Source organism: Paraburkholderia sp. GAS32 (assembly GCF_050434225.1).
GTDB classification, from domain to species: domain Bacteria; phylum Pseudomonadota; class Gammaproteobacteria; order Burkholderiales; family Burkholderiaceae; genus Paraburkholderia; species Paraburkholderia madseniana.
In genome coordinates this window covers 53,156-78,251 of record NZ_JBNPVS010000016.1, presented here as the reverse complement: position 1 = coordinate 78,251, position 25,096 = coordinate 53,156, and the positions used below count along the sequence as shown (strand labels likewise).

Sequence of the window (25,096 nt, the reverse complement as noted above, 5' to 3'; positions counted from 1 at the left end):
GGCAAGATGAAGCTTATATTTGTAGGCGATCCGATGTGCTCATGGTGTTATGGATTCGGCAAGGAGATGACTTCAATTGTCGAGAATATGCCTGAGCTCGACGTACAGATCGTATTGGGCGGCCTGGCTGCCGGTTCAAAACAGGTTCTGGACGAGGCCGGCAAGCAGTTTCGTCTGACGCACTGGGCGCGCGTCGAACAGATGAGCGGTGCAGAGTTTAATCGTGAGGCGCTGCTGGCAAGAGAGAACTTTGTCTACGATACGGAGCCGGTATGTCGTGCGGTGGTGACCGCTCGTATGTTGCAGCCCTCGGCAGATCTGTTGAAAATCTTCCGTGCGTTTCAGCGGGCGTTTTACGTGGACGGCCTCGATACGACAGATGGCAGGGTGTTAGCGGAGATCGGTGCGGCGGCGCTTCGTGAAGCTGGATTCAATGTCACTGTGGAGGAGTTTTTTGAGCTTTGGTCTTCTGACGAAGCGATACAGGCAGCCGCGGCGGATTTCGCTTTTACGCAGAAACTGGGTGTTTCTGGTTTCCCGACGCTGTTCGTCGAATGGAACGGCAAGCGTGGGCGATTGGGTTCAGGATACATGCATGCGGACGATGTGCAACGAGCGCTTGCGAGTCTCGCCGACTAACTGAGTTCCGTTGGCGAAGAGGACATGGCTAAACCAATACTCGATGACGAACTGTGGACACTGATCCAGCCGTTTCTGCCACCGGCCAAGCCTCGGCGAGCCCGCTACCCAGGGCGCAAACCGTTAGATGATCGCATCGTGCTGACCGGCATCCTGTTCGTGCTGCAGTCCGGCATTCCGTGGAAGATGCTCCCGCGGGAGATGGGCTGCGGCTCGGGCATGAGCTGCTGGCGCCGGATGCGCGGCTGGCAGGAAGCCGGCGTCTGGGACCGGTTGCACGAAGTGCTGCTGACTGGATTGCGTGCGGCGGATCGTATCGACTGGTCACGCGTTGTGGTCGATTCATCCTCCTTCCGCGATGCCGGATCAGGTTAAAGATAGAACCCTATTCCACCAATCATGTTCGACCTGAGTTCAGAGCCGGTGCGATGATTCAAGAGCGATTCTGAAAGTCTTGCCACTGTGGAAAGAGTGTTTTTCCCCTCCGCCGGTTGACGGCATGTCCGGCCAAACTGAACACTCGTACCGATTGTATTTCCGAGCGAGAATCAGATTGGGGGCGAGATGAATTTCTCATCGTTAGAAATATTTTGTGCCGTCGCCACCGAGCAAAGTGTGACCCGGGCGGCTCGCCATTTGGCCCGTGTTCAGTCCAATGTAACGATGCGCGTACAACAGCTTGAAGAGGAGCTGCAAGTCCAGCTTTTTTCAAGAAGTGGCAAGCGGATGAGCCTGACGCCAAGTGGCCGCACGATGCTGGACTATGCGCAACGACTCCTGTACCTCGCAGAAGAAGCGAGACTTGCGATGAATCCGGAACAGCAGCCCGGACGCCTGAGCATTGGCGCTATGGAAAGTACAGCAGCCGCGCGCCTTCCGGCCCTGCTCTCCAAATACCATAGCAGGTGGCCACAGGTGGAGCTGGAGATCTCGATCGGTACGTCGCGTTCACTTGTCGAAGACGTGGAAAGAGGACGTCTCGACTGCGTCTTTGTTGCGGATAGCAGTTTTCTGGGCACGCGTGACCCGCGGCCAAAGTTCGCCGCGCGTGGACTACGCGCAACGCGCGCATACCGGGAAGATCTGCTGCTCGTACTGCCACCCAACCACCCCACTGTAAGCAAGCCTACGGACCTCAAGCTCAAGACGCTGGCTGCCTTTTCCGACGGTTGTGCGTATCGGAATGTACTCGAACAATGGTTGGGAATCGCCCGTTTCGAGGCGGACGGCGACTGGAAGGTCACGGAGTTTGTTTCGTATCATGCCATTCTCGCCAGCGTTGCCGCGGGCTCGTGTTTCGCACTCTGCCCGAGATCGATTCTGAATCTGCAGCGTGTTCCGATGGATATTTGCGTGCAGAAAATTGCCACGATCGATACGTACCTGGTTGCCCAATCGAACTATCAGAGCAACGCTTACAAAGAACTGCTTCAATTTCTTCAGGCCTGGACTTACGCTCAGCCTGGATGCATCAATGGCTGACCAGCAAACTTCGCGCGGATTTCGAGTTTTTCTCGTCCCAATGGCGGACATTCGCGCCCATTCGCTGTGCCCTATCTGATTGAGTGATTACTGGTATCAAAACAAATCGTTTTTGATGCTGCGATTCGAGTAGCAGTATTACAACTGCGGACGCAGACGAGACAGATTCGTTGAGGAAGAAACGAGGAGACGACAGTGTTTGAGCGATACGAGCAACTTAAAACGATACTTGGTGTTGACCATCCGGTACTGCTCGCGCCGATGGACCTGGTGTCCGGCGGCAGGCTTGCCGCAGAAGTCACTGGCGCTGGCGGGTTCGGAATAATCGGTGGCGGGTACGGCGACGAAACGTGGCTGCGAGAGCAGTTTGCCGCGGCACATGGGGCTCGGATCGGTGTGGGATTCATTACATGGAGTCTATCCAGACAGCCGCATCTTATTGACGTCTGCATTGAACATTCGCCGGCCGCAATCATGTTTTCGTTCGGTAACGCAAGCAAACACATCGAGCGAACGAAGAAGGCTGGAATTCTCGCGATCTGCCAGGTTCAGACTGTTGCGATGGCACTTGAGGCGGTTAGTCAGGGCGCGGACATCATCGTCGCTCAAGGTGCGGAAGGCGGCGGCCATGGCGTTGCGTGCGGCACGATCTCACTAGTTCCCGCTGTCGTCGACGCAGTGGGTGACACGGTGCCAGTGGTTGCCGCCGGAGGCATTGCGGACGGCAGAGGCTTTGCAGCGTCCCTTGTGCTTGGTGCCTCGGGCATTGTGTTGGGAACACGCATGTACGCAAGCGAGGAAGCAATTGGGCACGATGATGCCAAGCGGCGGATTGTCGAGTGTGCGGGTGGCGAGCAAACCATCCGCGGGATTCTGTTTGATATAGCGCGCGATAACGTTTGGCCGGCACCGTACACGGGCCGGGTGCTGCGAAACGAGTTTTCCGAAAAGTGGGTTGGGCGTGAGCGTGAACTGTTTCGACATCTACATGAAGAACGGACGCGGTATTCAAGCGCGCGTGAAAATCACGACTACAGCACTGCTGCCGTGATTGCAGGGGAATCTGCTGCCTTGATCCACGATGTGTCGCCGGCACGATCGATAGTCGAAAATATCGTCAGGGAAATGGACGCGATACTTGGCTACTCGCTTTATGCACAAAATCGTATGGTGACATCTGCGGCGTAATTGCTACCGGAGTGAATTGGCCATGCATACTCAATGAGGTTGGTCGAAGGCATGGTACGTAGCGCAATACGGATATGGCTATGCAAGAGCGGCTAGCGCACGCGAGCACGGAAATGACCGATTCAATCGCTGCCCGGTTGCTTGTAGTTAGCGTGGGTTCGAGCGCCCCTTTGGATGTGAGTAATACCTCGCCAGGGATAGTGGTCAACTCCGGAATACGCAAAACCCCTGTCAGCATGCTTCAAAAACAGGCTCGTATCGAGGTTCGCAGACTAGGCCTAGTTGGTGATGAGCAAGTAGACCGCAGTGTGCACGGGGGTCTCGAGAAAGCTGTGTATATGTATCCCGTCGAACACTACGAATGGTGGCGCGAGCGCCGGCTGGAAGCAGGTGTTCCGGGTGCAGACGACCCATTGCCGTTTGCCGCGGTGGGAGAGAATTTGACGACGTGTGGGTTGCTCGAAACCCAACTCTGGGTTGGAGACCGAATATTGATAGATGAGGTCGAATTTCGCGTCGAGTCGCCGCGAAATCCCTGCTACAAGTTTAACGCCGTGATGGGGTATGTACGCGCGGCGAAACACATGATGATGAGCGGGTACTCCGGTGTTTACTTAAGTGTATCCAAACCTGGGTTCATTTCGGCAGGTTCGCCGATTCAGGTGATTCCCGGTCGTCGGCAGGAGTCGATCAGTGCGATGCTGGACTTGCGGCGCAGCCGCGCGCGGCGGGAGCCATAAACGGGACGTTGCGCGCTGGAACTGCCAGAGGGACGGGTGATTGTGATTGCCGGCGAGGTAGATCTTTCGATTCCAGCGAGGAAATAATTCAGGGAACTGTCGATCGTTGAGAGACAGAGCAAACCATAAAGTATTTGAGCGGAATCCCATGAATGTCTCCGCTGGCGCAGCAGCCGGATTGGTCAGGGTTCTGGAGTGGCCGGGCTATCTCTGAGATAGATAGCCGTATGTAATACCTTCGCTTGATATTCGGTTCAAAGGGTGCGAATTTGCATCATAGGGTTGAGAGCCGCGTGCAGGGGCGAAGTCGTTAGGCCGCGAAAGGGAGTCAAGCCCCGACAACTCTAAAGGCGTATACGGAAGGCGGAGCGCGTCATTTGAAGAGGCGAACGCGAATCGTCAATTGGATTGCCGTTCGAGGCGATCCGGAATTTTTGGAGGAACAGACTTCAAATGAGTACCCCCACGACTGCTCAGCGTATCGGCCGTTTTGCACACGCTGCACGGGCGGAGCATCTTACGCCTGCCACGAGGGCAATTTTAAAGCGGAATATTCTTGATAGCCTGGGTTGCGCAATAGCAGCGCTGCCAGGTAAGCCGTTCAGCGCGCTTCGGAACCAGTTCGATGAGTACCGTGGCTCGGGGACGTGTTCATTGATCGGAGGCGGCAAGACTTCACCCGATCAAGCCGCGTTGTACAACTCTGGTTTGGTGCGATATGTCGACCTGCTGGATAGCTACATGTCTCCCGGCGGACTCTGTCACCCCAGTGATAACTTCGGGGCCATTCTGGCCGCTGCTGAACATGCGTCCGCAAGTGGCGAGGAGTTCATGCTGGCGTTGGCCGTATCTTATGAAATTGGCTGCCGCATTACGGCGATCGTGCCAGTTATGGCCAAAGGGTTCAATCACGCAATCCAGTTGGCGGTATCCGCCGCGGCAGGGTCGGGAATGTTGTTTGGTCTCGATGCAGATCAGATCGCAAACGCGATTGCGATCGCAACGATCGACAACATTTCGCTGACGTGTGTGCATTCCGAACCGGTTTCGCAGTGGAAGGGCTTCTCTCCCGGTATCACGGGCATGAGAGCCGTCTATTCAGCATCTCTTGCCAAGCGTGGATTTACAGGTCCTCTTCGCCTTTTTGAGGGGCCTAACGGTCTGGTGCGAATGTTTGACCAACCGCTCGAAGTTGATTGGGAAAACCCTCAACTCGAGGTTGTTCACCAGACCGTCATGAAGAAATACTGCTCGCTCATTCATGGTCAGCCCGTCCTTGAAGCTACGCTCGCGTTAAAGCGCAAACATGGTTTGACGAGCCATGACGTGGATGAAGTTCAATGTGACATCTTTCAGACTGGATTCGACATAGCCGGCGGCGGCAGTTTCGGCCCAAAGGATAACCCGCAAACTAAAGAGCAGGCGGACTACAACCTCAAGTATCTGATTGCAGCTGCGTTGCTCGATGATCAGGTTGGCCCCGCTCAGCTCGAACCTGAGCGTGTACAGGCTCCCGATGCACAGGCATTGCTCAAGAAAGTGACTGTGAAACCCGATGCCGAATTCTCTGCGCAGTATCCGCGCGCGCTAAACACGCGCGTGACGATCATATGCAAGGATGGTCGTGTGTTGGTTGCTGAGCATGTCGGCTTCGAAGGTGGACTGGATAACCCGTTCACGTGGGAACGCACCGTCGAAAAATTCAACTGGTTGAGCGAACAATACGTAGACCAGGCGCTTCGAGACCAGATCATCGATCTGGTTTCAACATTGGATCAGCACCCGATTGAAGAGTTGATGAACCTTCTGGTGAAGGTAAGTCCAGAGCCTCGATTCCCGGCGACGCATCCGGGGATTCAATAATCCATACCGATCTATAGGAGATGTATATGGCACTAATTTCTTGTGATATGCGCTTCGGCCGGACCGACGAACAGAAACGGCTACTTGCAGCCGGCTTACTCAGGGTGGTCAGCGCCGCGACTGGTGAAACGAAGGACGACATTTTTTTCGTGATTCGCGAAGGACGTGGAATTAATTTCGTCGAACATGGTGAACATCTTCCCGAGTATGTCGAGGGTGCGGCGAACGACAAAGAACTTATTGAACGTCTTAAATAGTGCTACCGGAGAACTATCGTGCCTTTCATCGAATGCCATATCAAGAGCGGTCTTACGCAAGAGCGACGTGAACAACTCATGAGGGACATCATCCAGGTCACGCATGACTCGATCGGATCGGACCCGAAGATCATTAATGTGATCTTGCACGAGCATCCGGCTGAAAATATCAGTATTTCCAGCCGGATCAACGGAGAAGACTTCAAGAAGTCAACGCGCTGACCGCGCAAAACTGCCGGTTAAGGCCTTGTTCTGCGTTCCGCTGGGCGTCGCGCCCGGCGGCCAGCGTCTCGATCCACGCGACAACGATGGAAAATATGGCGAAGCCATAGGTCTGCTGACGTCAGGCCTGAAAAGAAGCAGGTTTTTCGATATGGATAATACGTACTACAAAAGAAGTTGGAGGAGATATGAACGCAGCAAGGATGGTGGTCGAGAGTATCGATACCGGACGTGAGAGGGTAGGGCTGTCAATATTCCTGACGCTTGCCGAAGTGTTGCTGTTTTTTGGGTTCATTACGCTTGCCGTCGTGTCGCCGGCAACGCTCGCTTCACCAGTGGTAGATGGGTCGCGGATTACGGTCGCGTTTTTGTACGGAATTGTAATTCTAGTCGCTGGAGTGCTGTTTATTGGGCTGTATGTCCTGCTCGAAAACGCAGCAGACTCGCGAAATTTTCGTATCGATTCAGCCAAAAGTTAACCGTTGATTACCTGGTGACCTACCATGACTATTTTTCGATGTGGCGCTTCGCTTGCGCTGGCAGCGTCCGCGTGCGTTGTAAGTACTGAAACCTTTGCTGCTGGAAGCGGCGTGAGTACCGGGAACGGCGTAGCGATTCTGTTTTTTCTTGCCTTCGTTGCTGGGACACTGGCTATTACCTACTGGGCCGCAAAGCGAACAAAGTCGACAGATGATTTCTACGCGGCAGGAGGCGAGATAACCGCATTTCAGAATGGTCTTGCGATCGCGGGTGACTTCATGTCGGCCGGTGCATTTCTTGGCCTGACAGCCTTGGTGTTCAGCAGCGGATTTGATGGCCTTGTCTATGCGGTAGGATATTCGACAGGGATGCCGATTGTTGTATTTCTGGTGGCAACGAGACTGCGAAAACTCGGTAAATACACAGTAGCAGACGCGGTTTCCGTGCGTCTTGGCGAGAGACCGATTCGTATCTTCTCCGCCTGCGCTTCGCTGTGCATTGTTTCGCTATATCTCATCGCGCAGATGGTGGGGGCAGGGCAGTTGATCAAGCTGCTGTTTGGCCTTGACTACATTTACGCAGAAATTCTTGTGGGCACTCTCATGATGTTTTATGTGGCCTTCGGGGGTATGGTCGCCACGACCTGGGTGCAGCTCGTGAAGGCAGCACTGCTGCTGATTGGCACACTTTTGATGAGCTTTCTGGTCCTGCGAAATTTCGGTTTCAGCTTCTCTGAATTGTTGCGGCGTGCAGTAGAGATTCATCCAAAGGGCAGTGCGATTCTTAGCCCTCAGTTTTTGGTCAGAGATCCTGTATCTGGATTTTCGTTGGGTCTTGCGGTGATGTTTGGTACCTCGGGTCTGCCGCATATTCTCATGCGCTTCTTCACGGTTCCTGACGCACGGGCTGCACGCGGTTCGGTATTCTGGGCCAGTGTATTCATGAACATATTTTTTGCACTCGTGTTTGTCATCGGGTTCGGATCTATCGCTCTGGTCGCCTCCAATCCAGACTTCATGGATGCTACGGGCAAGCCGCTCGGAGGGGTGAATATGGTTGCCGTCCATCTTGCAAAGGCGGTAGGTGGAAACGCGTTGCTCGGGTTTATCTCGGCGGTTGCGTTTGCTACCATCCTTGCGGTTGTGTCGGGTTTGACACTCGCCGGTTCTTCGGCAGTTTCGCATGACCTTTACGCTTGCGTGTGGCGCAAAGGTGCCGCAAGTCAAGCCACTGAAGTACGGGTATCGAGGATCTCGACCTTGGTGCTTGGGGTGATCGCGGTGGTATTGGGCATTGCATTCAAGACGCAGAATGTTGCTTACATGCTTGGGCTCACATTCTCGGTCGCCTGTAGTTCAACTTTCCCGGTGCTGCTACTTGCCCTTTACTGGAAGCGATTGACTACGTTTGGCGCTGTTGCGGGCGGAACCGTTGGGTTGGTCTCCGCAGTATTGTTGACCGTTGCAGGCCCAGCCGTCTGGGTGCATGTTATGGGGCATGCGAAGCCACTTTTCTCGATCGATCCGCCGACCATAGTGACTATGCCGCTCGCGTTCGTGACGTGCTGGCTCGTATCGGTACTGGACCGTAGCAAACAGGCGGATACTGACCGGGCGCGGAGTGTGACTCTGCAGGAGCGTCCGGTATTCGCGGGACCGGTTAGCCACTAGATTCAGTAGCAGCGGCACACAGAAGTCGTGTCGCCGTTAGGTGGTTGAATTTTCGGGCCGGTCAGCCCGGCGTTCCGCCGCGAGACAAAGCGGCACAGCGTGTGTTCAGTCCGAGGGCGGATCAACCAGATCCGCTTTTTCCGTTTACGCCGCGTCCTTGCGTTAAATGCGAAACGTCTGACCTTTGGATTGGCGAGCCTCTCCTGCGCTCTTGTATCGGGTAGAAGTCGGCAATTCACCAGGTTCGGCAACATGCTGGACTTGACTTTCCTGCAACCCTGCTCTGCTTCGGCGCTAGCGCTTGCGTTTTCGAAAATTGCCGATGGCGTATTGTTTCCGTTGGATGCTCAATTTCGCTTTGGTGTACGATGGACGACAGGTTCACAGCACTGCTCAAGCGATCGCATAGTTGCCGAGAGGCTGCACTCCCTCCTGATTTTGTTGCCCCTTTGGTGTTGGATAGTGGTGCAATTTTTGGGCTGGCTCCGATAGTTGCCGAGAGTCTGCATCCATTTTCAATGAGCTTCGCCATACACGCGTCGAAATAGATCTGAATTATCGAATTGCGGGCGTTGATAGGTTGCTGGTCGGACAACGAAAGCTTGATCAAGGTTGTGGTCATTTCATAGAGGTGGAAAACATGGACGTTGCCGACCTCAAGGTCTTTGAAGCCGTAGCTCGTCACGGAAGTATGAACCGGGCAGCTACCGAGCTAAATACTGTTCAGTCGAATGTAACCGCGCGAATTCGAGCCTTGGAGCGGGAGGTCGGAGTCGTTCTCTTTCAGCGGCATGTACGCGGCGTGAGCATGACCCCCGCTGGCCAGCGCCTGCTCCCGTATGCGGCACGTATCGCGAAGCTAATTACGGACGCCAAGATAGCGGCACTGGATGACGGCGCGCCGGGTGGCACGCTCACGCTCGGAACACTCGAGACAACGGCGGCGCTTAGGCTCTCTCCAATATTAAGTAACTTCGCTCGAATGTATCCGCAGGTTCGACTGTCCCTGACGACCGGCACGAGTTGTAGTCTCACTGCCGACGTTGCGGAGTGTCGACTCGATGGGGCATTTATAGCAGGTCCTCTAGACCATCCGGACCTTCACACCGAGACAGTCTTTCATGAGGAGTTGGTTTTGGTTGCTCCGCGTACCATGCGCTCGCTCGAGTTGATCAGATCGGTGCCGGACCTCAAAACAATTGTCTTCCGTTTGGGCTGCTCGTACCGTCAGCGGCTCGACGCGTTGCTTTCCGAAATGGGGGTACTCACGGCCGCGCCTCTCGAATTTGGCTCAATGGACGCGATCATTGCGTGCGTTGCTGCGGGCATCGGTATCACGCTATTGCCGCGAGGCGTGGTCTCGGCGGCGGCGGAACAAGATCTCGTCAGTATCCACACAATATCGCCAGAAAGGGCGCACGTTGAAACGCTTTTCATCCGACGGCATGATGCTTATGTTTCGAGTGCAATGCTGGCGTTCGTTGACGTGGCACGGTCTCAGCTCGGGCCGATGATGGCCGCCGCATAGACGGGTGTACAGGAGCAATGCCACGACTGTAGCGGATCGCGTTTCAGCATGTCTGCTGGAACGCATGAAGTGCTGATTTCAGCCGAATTCTGCCTCACCGTTCTCATATGGATTTGACCTCCCCCCAGACAGCGTAGTGCCTCTATTCCGACGTGAATAGCGCTTCGCCGTCTGTCGTCTTTGACGCTCCATTTTCTGTTGCTTTTTCTTTGTCAGCTAACTCGCTGTTAGCAGCGATGGTGCCTTTCTGGCAGCGTCGGCGTCTATTCGTCTCAGTAGCCTGTGGCCAGAGAGGGCCGAATTGCTTCGCATTGTTGCGCAGATGGCAAAAGAATCAGAAACCTGTTCACTTGTCCTCGTTAAGTTACCCGGATAGGATAACTGCATGAACTTTGCCGATATGGATTACTAATCCACGGACAGATTCATTAGCGATCCTGACGCAATTTAGGCCGTTGTTGAACGCGCGTTCCAGTGCCAAGCGTGCAGCGGTACTTTGGTCAACATGGCCGACAGAGTACCGTGGATCGCTTTTCCCGCCAGACATGGTCATGAAAGCACCAGCCAGCCACGCTCGTTATCTCGGGAAGTACGACCCCTGTCCTGTTAGCCGCGGCCGGTAAGCGGCCCATTACCATCACTTATGGAGTGTGATTTGAACAAGCATCTGATTGTATCTGCCGTTCTTGCGCTGATCGCGTGGTCGGCCATGGCGACCCCGACGACGTACAACCTGGATCCGAGGCACACCTACCCCAGTTTCGAATCCGACCATTTTGGCGGCATTTCGATCTGGCGCGGTAAGTTCACAAAAAGCAGCGGCGTCGTGACGCTTGATCGCGCGGCGAAGACCGGCACAATCGACGTGTCGATTGACACCGATTCGATTGACACTGGGAATGTGCCACTCGATACGCGGGTGAGGTCGGCTGACTTCCTCGATGTTACTAAGTACCCTACCGCGACATTCAAAGGCAGTGCGCTCCGCTTCGACGGCGACACACCGACCGAAGTCTCGGGTGACTTCACGTTTCATGGGGTGACCAAACCGCTGACGTTGAAGATTGATGCGTTCAAGTGCTTCGTTAACCCGCTGATCAAGAAAGAAGTGTGTGGTGCGGAAGCCAGCGCGCAATTCGACCGTGCCGACTACGGCGTGAATTGGGGTACCAACTATGGCTTCAAGACGCTGACTCGCTTGCAGATTCAGGTTGAAGGGGTGAAAGCGGATTAGTCTGTAGGACGGTCATCGACAACTTACCCGGTTTCTCCACCTGCTCGATACGCACCGACTGGCTGCTCAAAATCTGGCGCTGGTCGATGAGACCATTGTGGAGAAAGGCTTGGTGCTGAGAACCGGGTCGGTGGTTGATGTCATATTGATTTCAGCGCTCGGGTCGACGAAGATCAACTCGGGAATGCGCGATCGGAAAATGCGTCAGATACAGAAGGGCGGCGACTGGTACGTTGGAATGAAAGCGTACAACGGTGTGGGCGCGGAGTCAGACCTGGTTCACACGGTCATTAGCACGCGGCCAAAAATTCACAGAAGTAAGGTATCCGAAATTGTTTAGGGCGCGGAGTCTCAGCGAACGTCGTCTGGCACGACGCAAAAACAGGGCGATCAACGTCCGAACATATTCTCAGCGCTGATGCCGCGCAGGAAGTAAAAGATCAGTGCTCAGAAATAAAGTTTTGCAGACGTTAGTTGACTATTTCCTCCGGTTGACGCGATTCCGTCGCAGTAGCAACGGCAGTGCCACCCTAGTCATGCGTTTGTCTGCAGAACCATAATCTCACAAGGATTCAACGATGCACATCGGAGTGCCAGCCGAGACGCGCGCGCACGAAACCCGCGTCGCCGCGACGCCCGAAACGGTCAGGAAGTATGTGACCCAGGGCCACCGGGTCACGATCCAGAGCGGCGCCGGCACCGGCGCAAGCTTTCCTGACGAAGCATTTACAGCCGCCGGCGCGGAAATCGTCGATGCGGCGACTGCTTTTGGGGCTGATCTGGTCCTCAAGGTCCAGTCGCCGGCCGATGCCGAGTTGCCGCTTCTGAAGCGCGGCGCGACGCTGGTCGGCATGCTTGATCCGTTTAATACCGAAAACTCATCAAAGCTCGCCGCAGCCGGCGTGACCGCGTTCGCTTTGGAGGCCGCGCCAAGAACCACGCGCGCGCAGAGTCTTGATGTGCTGAGCTCGCAGGCGAACATTGCCGGGTACAAGGCGGTTTTATTGGCGGCAACGCTTTATCCGCGTTTTATGCCGATGTTGATGACGGCAGCGGGTACTGTCAAAGCGGCCCGCGTGCTGATTCTCGGCGCGGGCGTGGCGGGTTTGCAGGCGATTGCGACCGCCAAGCGCCTGGGCGCCGTGATCGAAGCCTCGGACGTGCGTCCGGCGGTGAAAGAGCAGATCGAATCGCTCGGCGCCAAATTCCTGGATGTCCCGTACGAAACCGATGAAGAGCGCGAAGCCGCGCAGGGCGTCGGCGGCTACGCGCGGCCGATGCCGCCTTCGTGGCTTGCGCGCCAGTCTGCGCTGGTCCACGAACGGGCGAAGCAGGCTGACGTCGTGATCTCGACCGCCCTGATCCCCGGCCGCGCCGCACCGACGCTGATCTCGGTGGAAACCGTGCAGGCGATGAAACCGGGCTCCGTGCTGGTCGACCTCGCGGCAGGACGCGGCGCCGAATATGAAGGCCGGCGCGGCGGCAACTGTCCGCTCACCGAAGCGGACCAGGTCGTCACCCGGAACGGCGTGCAGATCGTCGGCTATACGAATCTGGCCTCGATGGTCCCCGCCGACGCGTCGTCCCTATACGCACGCAACCTGCTCGACTTCCTGAAGCTGATCATCACCAAGGAAGGCGCCCTGAACATCGATCTCGCAGACGACATCGTCGCGGCCACGCTGCTGGCCCGTGACGGCGAAGTCACGCGCAAGGCATAGAGGAGAACGGCGATGGAAGTCATCAACCACACCGTCATCAACCTGATCATCTTCGTGCTGGCGATTTACGTCGGCTATCACGTCGTCTGGAACGTCACGCCCGCGCTGCACACGCCGCTGATGGCCGTGACCAACGCGATTTCGGCGATCGTGATCGTCGGCGCGATGCTCGCGGCAGGCCTCACCGTAGGCGACACCGGCAAGTTCTTCGGCACGCTGGCCGTCGCGCTCGCCGCAGTGAACGTGTTCGGCGGATTCCTGGTGACAAGGCGAATGCTGGAGATGTTCAGGAAGAAAGAGCCGAAGAAGCTCCCCGCAGCCGCCAAGGAGAACGCGTAATGAGTCTGAACGTCGTCACGCTGCTTTATCTGGTTGCGTCGGTCTGCTTCATTCAGGCGCTCAAGGGGCTGTCGAATCCGAAGACGGCGCGCACCGGCAATACCTTCGGCATGGTCGGGATGGCGATTGCGATCCTCACCACCATCGCGCTGATCGTCAAGCAGGCGAATGCGCTCGGCTCGAATCTTGGGTTAGGGCTCGGCCTGCTGCTGGTCGCGCTGGTGGTCGGCGGTGCGATCGGCGCGTTCGTCGCCGCTCGCGTCGAGATGACCAAGATGCCGGAGCTGGTCGCGGCAATGCACTCGCTGATCGGTCTTGCGGCTGTGTGTATTGCGTATGCGGTGGTATCGGAGCCGTCGGCCTTCGGTCTGGTCGATCCGGACAATCCGGTGCCGGGCTTCCTGCCGTACGGCAATCGCGTCGAGCTGTTCATCGGCACATTCGTCGGCGCGATTACGTTCTCCGGTTCGGTGATCGCGTTCGGCAAACTGTCGGGCAAGTACAAGTTCCGGCTGTTCCAGGGCGCACCGGTCGTCTATGCAGGGCAGCATCTGATCAACCTGCTGCTCGCGATCGCGATGCTCGGCTTCGGCGTGATCTTCTTCCTCACGCAATCCTGGCTGCCGTTCATCATCATGACGATCATCGCCTTCGTGCTCGGCGTGCTGATCATCATTCCGATTGGCGGCGCGGATATGCCGGTGGTCGTGTCGATGCTGAACTCGTACTCGGGCTGGGCGGCGGCGGGCATCGGCTTCTCGCTGAACAATCCGATGCTGATCATCGCGGGCTCGCTGGTGGGTTCGTCCGGTGCAATTCTGTCGTACATCATGTGCCGGGCGATGAACCGTTCGTTCTTCAACGTGATTCTCGGCGGCTTCGGTAACGAGGCGGGAGCGGCGGTGGCGGGTGGGTCGGCGGAGCAGCGTCCGGTGAAATCCGGTTCGGCTGACGACGCTTCGTTCATGCTCGGCAACGCTGAAACCGTGGTGATCGTGCCGGGTTATGGGCTGGCGGTGGCGCGTGCGCAGCATGCGTTAAAGGAGCTGACCGACAAGCTGGTGGAGAAGGGCATCGAGGTGAAGTACGCGATTCACCCGGTGGCCGGACGGATGCCGGGTCACATGAACGTGCTGCTCGCCGAAGCCGAAGTGCCGTACGACATGGTCTACGAAATGGACGATATCAACGGCGAGTTCGGTCAGGTCGACGTGGTGCTGGTGCTCGGTGCGAACGACGTGGTGAATCCAGCCGCGAAGAACGATCCGAAGTCACCGATCGCGGGCATGCCGATCATCGAGGCTTATAAGGCGCGCACGGTCATCGTGAACAAGCGTTCGATGGCCGCAGGTTACGCGGGTCTCGACAACGACCTGTTCTACATGGACAAGACGATGATGGTGTTCGGCGATGCGAAGAAGGTGATCGAAGATATGGCGAAGTCAACATAACGGGACTCAGGTTATGAAGCCAATGGAAGATTGTGGACAGGAAAGGTTCTATCAAGATGACGAGCCGTTGCAATGTGCTACGGCCGCCGTCGCCTTGGTGGATGACGCGAAGGCCCCGCAAAAATTGCGAGATTCTGAGCAGACGCCGCAAAGGGCCTGGTCGAATCGAGAGAGTAGTTTTGATTGGATGGATCGACATACGTTTCTTTGACAACACTATAGGAGGATTCGCATGCGTAGGCTCGTGTTGACATCGTTGATGGTTTGGGGGGCGCTGCTAATCAACGCCGAGGTCTGCGCGCAAGTACCGGCAGCGCCAACAGCACCACCAGCGCAACCGTCCGCCGGCGGCACTGCGGACGGCATGCCGTTTGATATACCGTACGGCACTCCGATCAGTCTGGAGACTGCAAAAAAGCTGGTCGCCGCGGTTGAGGCCGAGGCGAGCAAACATCGCTGGAAGGTGAACATCGCCGTTGTCGATACGCATGGCGAACTCGTCCACTTCTCGCGCATGGATGGCGCACAGCTTGCCTCGATCAACATTGCCCAGGGCAAGGCCCGCACTGCGGCGCGTTACCGTCGAGAGACGCGCGTTTTCTACAACGCCTTCGAGGCCGGTCATGCCTACTGGGCGACGGTCGATCCGACGCTGATAGCCTCTCCTGGTGGGTGACCGCTGATCGAAGGTGGCAAGCTGATCGGCGCTATCGGTTGTAGCGGTGCAACAGCCGATCAGGACGCTGCAGCATGTAAGGCTGGCGCCGATATGGTGAGATAAGCGTCACCATTGACCATGGCGTGGGCTGTGGCACAACTTGCAGGCCGTTAAGCTGGCTACGCTCAAATGGGTCGACTGGTTCAATCATCGGCGGCTGTTGGAGCCGATCGGCAACGTTCCATCCGCCGAGGCGGGAGCCGCTTATTACGCAAAACTCGCTGGGTCTGCCATCGTGGCATGACTCAAGCACAACGCCTGCGGGCTACATCAGGCCGAAGCATCACCATCGAGCGGCACCGCAGCGCGCTGAACTTTGAACGTTCGCGGCGCTGCGTCTGCGGAGCTACGAGAAATTAACAGCCCTGGTCGCAAGCGAGGGGAATTGACGCGGGCGGAACTTAGCGCAGCGATCCAGGCAGCGAATTCACCCTGTCCCCACTCCTCTTTGTATCGCAATGTATCTTACGGGATCTATATACACGCACTTACACAAACGATACTTCCTGACATAAGCAAGATACATTTTCGCGTTTCAATACATCAAGACCAAGCGTGCTCTGCGGCGAAAAAAAATTGCTAACGGTTCGTACGGTCATATTTTGTTTAATTGGAGCATGCGCGTCAGCGCTGTTCAAGTTTGCTGCAGGCAGTAAGCGGCCCATCATCGACACCGAAGGAGTCTGATTTGAACAAGCACCTGATTGTATCTGCCGTTCTCGCGCTGATCGCGGGGTCAGCCGTGGCGACACCGACGACTTACAACCTTGATCCGAGGCACACCTATCCCAGCTTCGAAGCCGACCATTTTGGTGGCATTTCGGTGTGGCGCGGTAAGTTTACGAAAAGCAGCGGCGTCGTGTCGCTTGACGTCGCGGCGAAGACTGGAACAGTCGACGTGTCGATTGACACCGAGTCGATTGACACCGGAAATGCACCACTCGATACGCGGGTGAAGTCAGCAGATTTCCTCGATGTTATCAAGTACCCGACCGCGATGTTCAAAGGTAGTGCGCTCCGGTTCGACGGCAACACGCCGGTCGAAGTCTCGGGCGACTTCACTTTTCACGGAGTGACCAAACCGCTGACGTTGAAGATCGATTCGTTCAAGTGCTTCATCAACCCGCTGATCAAGAAAGAAGTGTGCGGTGCAGAAGCCAGCGCGAAATTCGACCGCGCCGACTACGGCGTGGCTTGGGGCACCAATTACGGTTTCAAGACGTTGACTCGCTTGCAGATTCAGGTTGAAGGCGTGAAGGCGGATTAGTCTATAGGCGGCATCGACAACTACCCGGTGCCGCCACCTGCTTGACTCGCGGCTTGACCCGCAGCGTGCCTTGGCCCGGCGTACGCAGTCGAGTACCGCAGCTGTGTTGCCGGCGTGTAGCGGCTCGGGCCGCGTTGGCCATCGCTCCGCCACTTTGGGGCAAATTTCTGCCCCACCGCGAACGCGACTTTCCTTCCTCATTGGCCGCTTCCCTGAGTCGGTGTCCTTAGCAAAACGAAAAACGGCCGAACGACCCCGCTCAGCAGTTCGCGATCGGGATTGGCGCGGGCCAGAACCCGGAGGCCCAGGATGGTGCTCAGAGCGAGCCGTGCGATGTCGGCTGGAGGTTGCGAGGTAAGGATTGATCCGTCGCGCTGCCCAGCCGCGACACAGTCGCGGACACATTTTTCGATTTCACCAAAGACTCCGGTTACAACTTCTCTGAAGCCTTGGTCGTGCGGCGCCACCTCCAACGCCGTGTTCACGACAAAACACCCCTTGTGAAGCGTGTCGGCGAGCGCTTCTTCAATCGTTGCATCGAAGTACCGCTCCAATGCGCGTAAGGGCGGCTCATCGCCTCCGAAGATCGCCGAGCAGGTTTTGAGCGCCAGACGGACGTACCGATCGAGCACGAGACGGTAGATGGCTCTCTTGTCACCGAACGCGTTGTAGAGGCTTGGCGTAGTCATTCCGGTGAGGTCGGCGAGGTCGCGCATCGATGTCGCCTCATAGCCGTTGTTCCAGAAACGTTGCATTGCGGCTTCGAGCACCGTGTCTTCGTCGAATTCCCTGGGCCTGGCCATCTGGATCCTTCGGTTAATGGTGAGAGTGAACGACTCAAAAACCCATTTTATCACGGTCGTCACAAAAATCGGTTGCATGTTTTCTGACGATCGTCATAAAATGCGTGGAGTCGATGCGGCACCCGGCCTCGACCGCCGAACTGCAGCGCATCTCAACTGATCCACATTGCCCCAGGGCAAGGAAGATTCACCATGGCGAAAGCATTTGTTCTCCAAGACTCCACCCACGGACACACTGAAAATCTTGCGCGAGTTGTGGCCGATGGCGCGCGTTCGGAGGGGGGAGACGTGACGGTAAAGCGTGACTGGCGTAACAGCATCCGGAGAACGTTTTCGAATGCGGGATGCCAGTCCCCCCATCCCAAGGAGCTGAGCGTGTCCGCGGCCGTTTCATCCACGTTTTCCCGCCGCTTCCGCCGAGTCGTGGCCGGCCTTGCCGCCAGCCTGGCGTTGGGCACCTTGTCGGCCCACGCCGCGCCCACGCCTTTCCCGGCCGACTTCCGCACCTCGCAGGTGGTGAACGACGACGCGACGATCAACGTCCGCGTCGGCGGCCACGGGCCCGCGGTCGTGCTGATTCACGGCTTCGGCGAGACCGGCGACATGTGGTCGCCGATGGCCGCCGCGCTCGAGAAGGACCACACCGTCATCGTGCCCGACCTGCGCGGCATGGGTCTGTCCTCGCACCCCGCGGGCGGCTACGACAAGTGGACGCAGGCCGGCGACATCCGCGCTGCCCTCGACAACCTCGGCATCGATCGCGCCGATATCGTGGGCCACGACATCGGCGTGATGGTCGCGTATGCGTACGCCGCGCGCTATCCGGACAAAACAAGCCGCCTCGTTGTGATCGATTCGCCGATACCCGGCATCCCTCCGTGGAACCAGATCGTGCGCATGCCCGCGTTGTGGCACTTCAACTTCGGCGGCCGGGACGCCGAGCGCCTGGTCGGCGGCCGCGAGCGCATCTACCTCGACCGCTTCTGGGACGAGTTCGCCGGCGACCCGTCGAAGATCGACGAAGCGACCCGTCGCCACTACGCCGCGATCTACGCCAGGCCCGGCGCGATGCATTCCGCGTTCGCCCAGTTCCTCGCGATCGACCAGAAGGACGAGGCCGACAACCTCAAGGCGATGCAGACGAAGCTGACGATGCCGGTGCTCGCCATCGGCGCAGAGAAGGCCTTCGGCGCCAACGTGGCGGTCCAGATGCGCAACGCGGCGACGAACGTGCAGGAAGTCATCGTGCCGAACGCCGGTCATTGGTTGATGGACGAAGCGCCCGCGCCGACTATCGCCGCGGTACAGAACTTCCTCGCAGCGAACTGAGTCCGGCAGCGGCTACTGCGCCGCGGCTCTGACGACGTTCAATGAACGCACGCCAGACCCACAACCTTTACGACACATTGGAATGAACATCATGAAAAAGAATCTCGCTGCGCCGTTGTTGTTCGTCGGCACAAACCTGCTCGCAATGACCATGGTCGCCGCAACGGCTTTCCTGGCGCCCCCTGTCTTTGCGAGCGGCTTTGGTCCCGCACCGTCATATAACCCGATTGACGGTGCACCGGCTTCGCAACGCGGCCAAAGCGCGTTGACGCTCGCTGCGCAAAATGCACCACGCGTTACGGCACAGGTTCGCGTTGCTGGCTTCAGCGGCGTCGGTGGTGTCGTGACTGATGCGTCCGCATCGGGCACTCCTTTAGCCGTGATCGCTACTGGCGCGGATTCGTTTAACTCTCGCCGTTAATGTAGCGCACGCATCGCACCTGATTTTGATGGACGTCCAGAGCGTGAATCGTCGCGTCAGGTACTTGGAGAGCGGGCTGTTCTGGTGCCTGGGGGTAGCGACCGACTTTTCGACCATGAGGCGCGGCGTTGCCTTTCATTCAGACGCGCAGTAGCGTAGAAATGCTCAGCCGGTGCCGCAGCTCTTCGACTAGCGATGGGATTTGCCGTGAATGTCGCCTGTCGTGCACCGGCATGGTCCCGAGTGGCGAACCCTTCGCATAGCGCGTGGAAACACGCGGCCTCGCGGCCCCGGAGTTTATGTAATTTGTCCTGCGCTTCGGCGTTCTGCAGTCGCAGACGGATGAGCTTCATGAAGTTCTCCTTGACGGACAACTGCCATGAAAGTGCCTCGCAACTTACCCGCAAACCGGGCGGAAGCAGGCGGGTTTCTCTGAATGAAATCGGATAGATTGCCGCCATGCACCGGAGTCGCAACCAGAGCGAATGCGTAAAGCCTCAACCATTCGCTATAACCGTGCACGAGAAAGCCTCCCGAGCGTTCTATGTACTGCTGTCGGGACGTTTCATAGACGCTCCGGAGTGCAAACCACGGAACATGAGGCAAGTCGTGGTGAACCAGATGATAGTTGTTGTTCAGGAGCAACTTAGGATCGCACAGAGCCTTGCTGGTTGGGACTTGATGGGTCATTGCTGGGTGAAAATATTAACTCTTACCCGCAATTTACCCGCAGGTCGCTACGGATGCCTGTCGCGACGCTTTGAAGCGTCAGACCCGCTCAGATCAAGTATTTTCGAGCGTTCCGAGACAGTTGTAGAGCCGCTGGGGGGCCGCGGATAAACTGGCGGGGGGCAACAGGCGTTACTAGCCAGGTTCGAAGCGGATCTTCGAGGAACAACTCGGCATCGCACCATGTCCGGCCGCACGGATCGCCGCTGGGGTTAGCGGCGTACCCATTGATGGCGAATATGCAACTCGCCGGGGAAGCGCAAAAACGATATTCTTTCGCCATCCTCATATCGACTCGATATCACGCCATGGAATTGCGTCACCTCCGGCATTTCGTCGCGGTTGCGGAGACCCGGCATTTTGGCCGCGCGGCAGCACGGCTTGGCATGGCTCAGCCGCCGCTGAGTCAGTCCATCATGCGTCTGGAGGAATCGCTGGGCATTAAATTGCTCGAGCGCACGCCGCGTGGGGTGTCACTGACCGCTGCCGGCGAGGCGCTCATGGCGGAGGCGAAGCCGCTGCTCGCCCAGGCGGATCTGGCGGAGCGCCGCGTGCGTCAGGCGGCGGACGAACTGGCCAGCCTCAGTATTGCGTTCGTGCCGATGTGCGCGATGCACATCATGCCCCTTGCCCTGCATGCCCTCCGCAAACAATGGCCCGGTGTCGACGTGCGCCTGATTGAGCGTGGCAGTGCGCTTACTGTGGCCAGTGTGAAGAACGGCAGCATTGATCTGGGCGTAGTTGTCACGAGTGTTGCCGATGTGCATGAACTGGAGAGCATCGTCATCGAACGTATGAACATGGTGGCCGCGGTTCCGGCAAATTGGCCGCTCGCTCGGCGAACCCGCATCAGCATGGCAGATCTCACGACGTATCCGCTCATCATGTTTCCGCAGCAGATTTCGCAACCCGTGTTCGCGGCGTTCGAGGCTGCCCGGCGCGATGCCGGCGTGTCTTCGAAGGTCACCCAGCAAGCCCGTCACCCTTATACGATGCTCAATCTCGTCGCAAACGAACTCGGCGTCGGATTGATGCTTGATTCGGCAAGACATCTCCCGGTTGAAGGCGTGGTGTTTATCGATATCGAGGATTTATCGCCGTCGCTCGATACGGAAGTCTCCCTGATCTGGACCGATCGTCCGCATAAGCCGTATCACCGCGCGATGCTCGATATCATTCGCGATCTGTCGCTCACCGTGCAAAAGTGAGCAGGTCCGTCAGGTCCGTATGAACTCTCGCTGAGATTCTGCTCTGACAACAGAGCTTGGCATCGTGTACTGCGCACGCCCCCGGGACTTCCTCTGTCTTGACAACACCCCCAGCACTGTTTACTTTCGTGAATGACGTTCACAAAACAAGTGCTCGCATGGCGAGTGATCGGAGGAGCAGTGAGTTCATTGAAAGTGGAGAGCCTGTTTAACCTTGGCGGCCGGGTTGCTCTCGTGACTGGTGCAGGTTCCGGTATCGGGCGGGAAACGGCGCTATTGCTGGCATCGGCCGGGGCGATCGTTGTCGCGGCCGATCTGAACGAGGAGGGGGCTCAGCAAACGGTCGCACAGATTCAAACGGCTGCGGGCAAATCGATCGCGGTGAAAGTCGATATTGGCGACGAAGCCTCGATCATTGCGATGTTCGAGGCCGTGCACGCCAGACTCGGCCGGCTTGATGTGCTGGTGAATAACGCGGGAATCTATCCGAAGACGAGCTTCGTCGATACGTCGGCGGAGAAATGGGACCGCGTGTTGCGCGTCAATCTGCGTGGAACGTTCCTGTGTATGCGTGAGGCAGTCAAGCGGATGCAGGCCGCCGGAACGGGTGGGTCGATCATCAATATCTCGTCCGTGGCATCCCTGCAACCGGTGATTTTCGACAATGGCGATTACGGCGCGTCAAAGGCCGGCGTGAACAATCTGACGAAAGTCGCTGCCCTCGAATTCGCCGCGGACCGTATTCGCGTCAACGCCGTGCTTCCAGGTGGCGTCGCTACCGAAGGCGCCGCTGCATCGACGAAAGTTCATCAGGCACATGGGCCGATCACGCAGCCGGGGCGCATGCCTTTGGGGCGCATGGGCGTTGCCGCTGATATCGCAAGTGCTGTGCTGTTCTTCGCGTCGCCCGCCGCCGATTATGTGACTGGGCAGTTGCTTGCCATCGACGGAGGCTTCCAGATTTCCTGAAGGATGCCGATGTAGCGGGTGACTCGCGCTCGCCCCAGATCGGGTGGCGTTAATCGTGTTGTAAGCAGCGAGTGAAGCCTGTACATGATGTCTGTTTGTCCCCGGTGCCGAAAGTACGGCATCGGGGATTTTTTATGTGCGGTCGCGGAATAAACGGCGCTCTGTCGATCTGACCGTGATGCAGCCAATGAGCCGTCGTCCGCACGGCGACGTCATGAAAACTAGTGAAAACACCGATCCAAATAATTGAACGGATAGTTGCATAACGGAACGCGCTCGCCTACGATGAACGTCAAGAGATGCCTCACGAGCATCCACCTGGCATCGCCTGATTGGAGACAAACGATGTATCTCCTGTATTCCGATTTGTGCGGCGTTCTCGCCGACTACTCGCTCAGTTCTGGAGCCCCGCCCGTCGACGCCGGGTTGTCGTGCGAAGACGTTGGCGAACCGGATTCCACCGCTCCGCCCAGCGCGCCGTCGCGCTTGACCTCGTTGCTTCGCAAAGTCAACTTGCTTCGCTCAGAAAGCACGCCGCGCAATGGCGCCGCGATGACCCCAACTGATATGTTTGAGGGAAACCGCTCATGACCCGTCTGACTCAAAAACTCTCCCGCGACGAGCGGCGCGTGATGTTTCCGCTTCTGCTGCTGTCGGTCGTTGTCGCAGCCGTCTATCTGGTGCTGCGTGACTGGCGGATGGAGGAACTCGGTCGTTCCGCGATCTTCGACATCGTCATGATTTTTGTTGTGCTCGGCGGTGCATCGTTCTTCGGCGTGGTGAGTTGCCTTGCGCGCCGTGGGCAGCGTGCCGAAGACGGGCAAAGCGAGGGCTATTGCTTTCTGGGTGCACTGCTCGGCGCAATCGTATTTTTCGTCGCGCTTCTCAATTAAGCAGTGTTGAACGATGCCGGCCGGTTGGGTCGGCATCTGCATTCAGGTGTTGAGTATTGGCGCGCTCGCGCCAGCTTCGAGATCCCCACCACCTCTTCTGACTCTGCCAGCGATGACCGAACGACGACCGCCTTGTCGCCGATGTTGTCTCGCGGATTCACTACGTCTCCCTGGATTCGTGTTTCACCATGCGTTGCCGGGCTCGAATCGCGCTCCAAAGAGCAAATGCCCAGTGGCGGCGACATGCCACCGCCGCTCCCATCTCATGAGGTGTTGGTGGGATTTCGAAAAGTGTATATAATTGTACATCGTTCTAAAATAAGAACAGTGAGAGGGGCGTTGATGGTGCGCATCTTCAAGGCGGTTGCGTCTGCACGATGGCAGTTGCAGCGCCAGAACTCCATTGCTTCACGGAAACCAGGGCATGAAAACACGCATTACGGAGCTATTGGGCATTCGCTATCCGATTGTGCAGGGCGGCATGATGTGGGTGGGACGCGCCGAGCTGGCATCGGCGGTATCAAACGCAGGTGCCCTCGGCACCATCACCGCATTGACGCAGCCGACACCCGAAGCGCTAAGCGTCGAGATAGATCGTGTGAGGTCGATGACCGCAATGCCGTTCGCCGTGAACCTGACTATTCTGCCAACGATCAAGCCCGTTCCGTATGACGAGTACGTGCAGGTCATTGTGGAGAGCGGGGTCAAGATCGTCGAGACGGCCGGACGTAATCCCGAACCGTATCTGCCTGCCTTCAAAGCCGCCGGTATCAAGGTGATTCACAAGTGCACGTCAGTGCGCCACGCATTGAAAGCGGAGGCGATCGGCTGCGACGCGGTCAGCATCGATGGTTTCGAATGTGCGGGTCATCCTGGCGAAGACGACGTGCCGAACCTCGTCTTATTGCCGGCAGCAGCAGCGCGGCTACACATTCCTATGCTCGCATCGGGCGGCATAGCGGATGCGCGCGGGATGGTTGCGGCACTCGCACTTGGCGCGGATGGCATCAATATGGGCACGCGCTTCATGGCAACGCGCGAGGCGCCGATTCACGATAACGTCAAACGTCAACTACTGCAGCATGATGAGCGGATGACCGCGTTGATTTTCCGGTCTCTCAACAACACCTCGCGTATTTTCCGTAATGCAGTGGCGGAGCAGGTGCTCGAGCTGGAGCGCCAGGACGGCACCACATTTGCCGACCTCAAGCCGCTCGTAAGCGGCGAGCGCGGAAAACGCATTTACGAAACGGGCGACACCGACGACGGAACGTTTCCGGCAGGACTCGCCATTGGCCTCATTCACGATATCCCGACTTGCGAAGAACTGGTGACTCGCATGATTGTGGAGGCACGCGAACTGATTCACCGACGTCTTGCCACCATGATGGGCAAGACTGATAGCGAAGCGGCGTGCGCAGCCTGAATGCAGATTGAGCTACAACAGTCGATGACGAACAAGGAGCGGACCGTGTCAGAAAGTCGTGAAAAAGGACGTCAGGTAGTGCGGGAAATGCTGGGTGAGGAGTTTTTGGGCGCGATGGATGCCGCTGCGGCATCCGGCGGGTTCGGTGCCGATGCGGCGTCGCTTGCCCTCGAAAATGCGTTCGGTGATGCGTGGTCGCGTCCGGGCCTCGATCGCCGCTCCAGAAGCCTTGTCACGCTGGGTATGCTGATCGCGCTACGTACGCCCTGGGAGTTCAGCAATCATGTCCGTATCGGGCTTGCGAACGGTTTGACAGAGAAGGAATTGGAGGAAGTTGTCCTCCATGCGATTCCGTATGTAGGCTTTCCCGCGGTGAGTGTCGCGCTCAAGGCGTGCAAGGAAGTACTGGGCGACCGGGTCGCAACCATTCAGGAGTAGCGGGCCAGTGTATGCGCCGCCTGTTCGGCGGCGTGTCACATCACGTCCTTCGATGGTTTCTCTGCCGGCGCCCCTATTGCA

Annotated in this window: 23 protein-coding genes and 4 pseudogenes; 25 read left to right on the top strand and 2 right to left on the bottom strand. The window is 57.4% G+C overall.

Features of this window, described 5'->3' with window-relative positions; all coding sequences use genetic code 11:
* The first annotated feature begins 6 nt into the window (after window positions 1–6).
* The 18 genes and pseudogenes from P3T25_RS20425 to P3T25_RS20340 all read left to right on the top strand — a co-directional run bounded on the left by P3T25_RS20425 (window position 7) and on the right by P3T25_RS20340 (window position 16,799).
* Window positions 7–639: a DsbA family protein gene (locus P3T25_RS20425; protein WP_429358813.1), complete on the top strand. Its 633-nt coding sequence runs from the start codon at window positions 7–9 to the stop codon at window positions 637–639.
* A 24-nt stretch (window positions 640–663) separates the two neighbouring features.
* Window positions 664–1,011 (top strand): annotated as a pseudogene (locus P3T25_RS20420) (transposase); the annotation flags it as partial.
* A 192-nt stretch (window positions 1,012–1,203) separates the two neighbouring features.
* Window positions 1,204–2,121, top strand: coding sequence for a LysR substrate-binding domain-containing protein (locus tag P3T25_RS20415; RefSeq protein ID WP_429358812.1), 918 nt, complete (start codon window positions 1,204–1,206; stop codon window positions 2,119–2,121).
* A gap of 195 nt (window positions 2,122–2,316) precedes the next feature.
* Window positions 2,317–3,309, top strand: a complete 993-nt coding sequence (locus P3T25_RS20410) for an NAD(P)H-dependent flavin oxidoreductase (protein WP_429358811.1) — start codon at window positions 2,317–2,319, stop codon at window positions 3,307–3,309.
* Window positions 3,310–3,422: 113 nt separating this feature from the next.
* Window positions 3,423–4,049, top strand: a complete 627-nt coding sequence (locus tag P3T25_RS20405) for an MOSC domain-containing protein (protein WP_429358810.1) — start codon at window positions 3,423–3,425, stop codon at window positions 4,047–4,049.
* A 453-nt stretch (window positions 4,050–4,502) separates the two neighbouring features.
* Window positions 4,503–5,912, top strand: a complete 1,410-nt coding sequence (locus P3T25_RS20400) for an MmgE/PrpD family protein (protein WP_429358809.1) — start codon at window positions 4,503–4,505, stop codon at window positions 5,910–5,912.
* Window positions 5,913–5,938: 26 nt separating this feature from the next.
* Window positions 5,939–6,169 (top strand): tautomerase family protein, encoded by a 231-nt coding sequence (locus tag P3T25_RS20395; protein ID WP_301787304.1) that lies wholly within the window; start codon window positions 5,939–5,941, stop codon window positions 6,167–6,169.
* 18 nt (window positions 6,170–6,187) lie between these two features.
* A complete protein-coding gene (locus tag P3T25_RS20390) occupies window positions 6,188–6,391 on the top strand; it encodes a tautomerase family protein (RefSeq protein WP_429358808.1) in 204 nt (67 codons plus the stop codon).
* A 188-nt stretch (window positions 6,392–6,579) separates the two neighbouring features.
* Window positions 6,580–6,870, top strand: a complete 291-nt coding sequence (locus tag P3T25_RS20385; protein ID WP_429358807.1) for a DUF485 domain-containing protein — start codon at window positions 6,580–6,582, stop codon at window positions 6,868–6,870.
* A gap of 24 nt (window positions 6,871–6,894) precedes the next feature.
* Complete coding sequence (actP, locus tag P3T25_RS20380; protein ID WP_429358806.1) at window positions 6,895–8,541, top strand: cation/acetate symporter ActP; 1,647 nt, start codon at window positions 6,895–6,897, stop codon at window positions 8,539–8,541.
* A gap of 640 nt (window positions 8,542–9,181) precedes the next feature.
* A complete protein-coding gene (locus tag P3T25_RS20375; RefSeq protein WP_429358805.1) occupies window positions 9,182–10,069 on the top strand; it encodes a LysR substrate-binding domain-containing protein in 888 nt (295 codons plus the stop codon).
* A gap of 709 nt (window positions 10,070–10,778) precedes the next feature.
* Window positions 10,779–11,303: a YceI family protein gene (locus tag P3T25_RS20370; protein ID WP_429358873.1), complete on the top strand. Its 525-nt coding sequence runs from the start codon at window positions 10,779–10,781 to the stop codon at window positions 11,301–11,303.
* Window positions 11,304–11,881: 578 nt separating this feature from the next.
* On the top strand, window positions 11,882–13,024 hold the full coding sequence (locus tag P3T25_RS20365; RefSeq protein WP_429358804.1) for a Re/Si-specific NAD(P)(+) transhydrogenase subunit alpha: 1,143 nt from the start codon (window positions 11,882–11,884) through the stop codon (window positions 13,022–13,024).
* 12 nt (window positions 13,025–13,036) lie between these two features.
* Window positions 13,037–13,363 (top strand): NAD(P) transhydrogenase subunit alpha, encoded by a 327-nt coding sequence (locus P3T25_RS20360; protein WP_097391320.1) that lies wholly within the window; start codon window positions 13,037–13,039, stop codon window positions 13,361–13,363.
* Window positions 13,363–14,814: an NAD(P)(+) transhydrogenase (Re/Si-specific) subunit beta gene (locus tag P3T25_RS20355; protein ID WP_429358803.1), complete on the top strand. Its 1,452-nt coding sequence runs from the start codon at window positions 13,363–13,365 to the stop codon at window positions 14,812–14,814. The genes P3T25_RS20360 and P3T25_RS20355 overlap by 1 nt, the downstream gene beginning before the upstream one ends.
* 232 nt (window positions 14,815–15,046) lie before the next feature.
* Window positions 15,047–15,595 (top strand): annotated as a pseudogene (locus tag P3T25_RS20350) (GlcG/HbpS family heme-binding protein).
* Window positions 15,596–15,614: 19 nt separating this feature from the next.
* Window positions 15,615–15,776 (top strand): annotated as a pseudogene (locus P3T25_RS20345) (IS3 family transposase); the annotation flags it as partial.
* Window positions 15,777–16,220: 444 nt separating this feature from the next.
* On the top strand, window positions 16,221–16,799 hold the full coding sequence (locus tag P3T25_RS20340) for a YceI family protein (protein WP_429358802.1): 579 nt from the start codon (window positions 16,221–16,223) through the stop codon (window positions 16,797–16,799).
* Between the two features lie 197 nt (window positions 16,800–16,996).
* On the opposite strand, the gene P3T25_RS20335 is transcribed toward P3T25_RS20340, so the two are convergent.
* A complete protein-coding gene (locus P3T25_RS20335) occupies window positions 16,997–17,680 on the bottom strand; it encodes a TetR/AcrR family transcriptional regulator (RefSeq protein WP_429358801.1) in 684 nt (227 codons plus the stop codon).
* A 297-nt stretch (window positions 17,681–17,977) separates the two neighbouring features.
* Here P3T25_RS20335 and P3T25_RS20330 point away from each other — a divergent pair, with 297 nt between their 5' ends.
* Together P3T25_RS20330 and P3T25_RS20325 are read left to right on the top strand one after the other, a co-directional pair.
* Complete coding sequence (locus P3T25_RS20330) at window positions 17,978–18,931, top strand: alpha/beta fold hydrolase (protein WP_429358800.1); 954 nt, start codon at window positions 17,978–17,980, stop codon at window positions 18,929–18,931.
* A 145-nt stretch (window positions 18,932–19,076) separates the two neighbouring features.
* Window positions 19,077–19,352, top strand: coding sequence for a hypothetical protein (locus tag P3T25_RS20325; RefSeq protein WP_372342450.1), 276 nt, complete (start codon window positions 19,077–19,079; stop codon window positions 19,350–19,352).
* A 297-nt stretch (window positions 19,353–19,649) separates the two neighbouring features.
* Here the strand turns inward: P3T25_RS20325 and P3T25_RS20320 are convergent.
* Window positions 19,650–19,997 (bottom strand): annotated as a pseudogene (locus P3T25_RS20320) (fatty acid desaturase); the annotation flags it as partial.
* 392 nt (window positions 19,998–20,389) lie between these two features.
* Between P3T25_RS20320 and P3T25_RS20315 the strand changes: the two are divergent.
* The 5 genes from P3T25_RS20315 (at window position 20,390) to P3T25_RS20295 (ending at window position 25,015) form a co-directional block, all read left to right on the top strand.
* Window positions 20,390–21,289, top strand: coding sequence for a LysR family transcriptional regulator (locus P3T25_RS20315; protein WP_429358799.1), 900 nt, complete (start codon window positions 20,390–20,392; stop codon window positions 21,287–21,289).
* Between the two features lie 180 nt (window positions 21,290–21,469).
* Window positions 21,470–22,258, top strand: a complete 789-nt coding sequence (locus tag P3T25_RS20310) for an SDR family NAD(P)-dependent oxidoreductase (protein WP_429358798.1) — start codon at window positions 21,470–21,472, stop codon at window positions 22,256–22,258.
* A gap of 587 nt (window positions 22,259–22,845) precedes the next feature.
* Entirely contained in the window at window positions 22,846–23,151 is a 306-nt protein-coding gene (locus P3T25_RS20305) for a hypothetical protein (protein ID WP_154558328.1), read from the top strand.
* A gap of 424 nt (window positions 23,152–23,575) precedes the next feature.
* Window positions 23,576–24,577 (top strand): NAD(P)H-dependent flavin oxidoreductase, encoded by a 1,002-nt coding sequence (locus P3T25_RS20300; RefSeq protein WP_154558329.1) that lies wholly within the window; start codon window positions 23,576–23,578, stop codon window positions 24,575–24,577.
* Entirely contained in the window at window positions 24,578–25,015 is a 438-nt protein-coding gene (locus P3T25_RS20295; RefSeq protein WP_233468793.1) for a carboxymuconolactone decarboxylase family protein, read from the top strand.
* The last annotated feature ends 81 nt before the right edge of the window (window positions 25,016–25,096 follow it).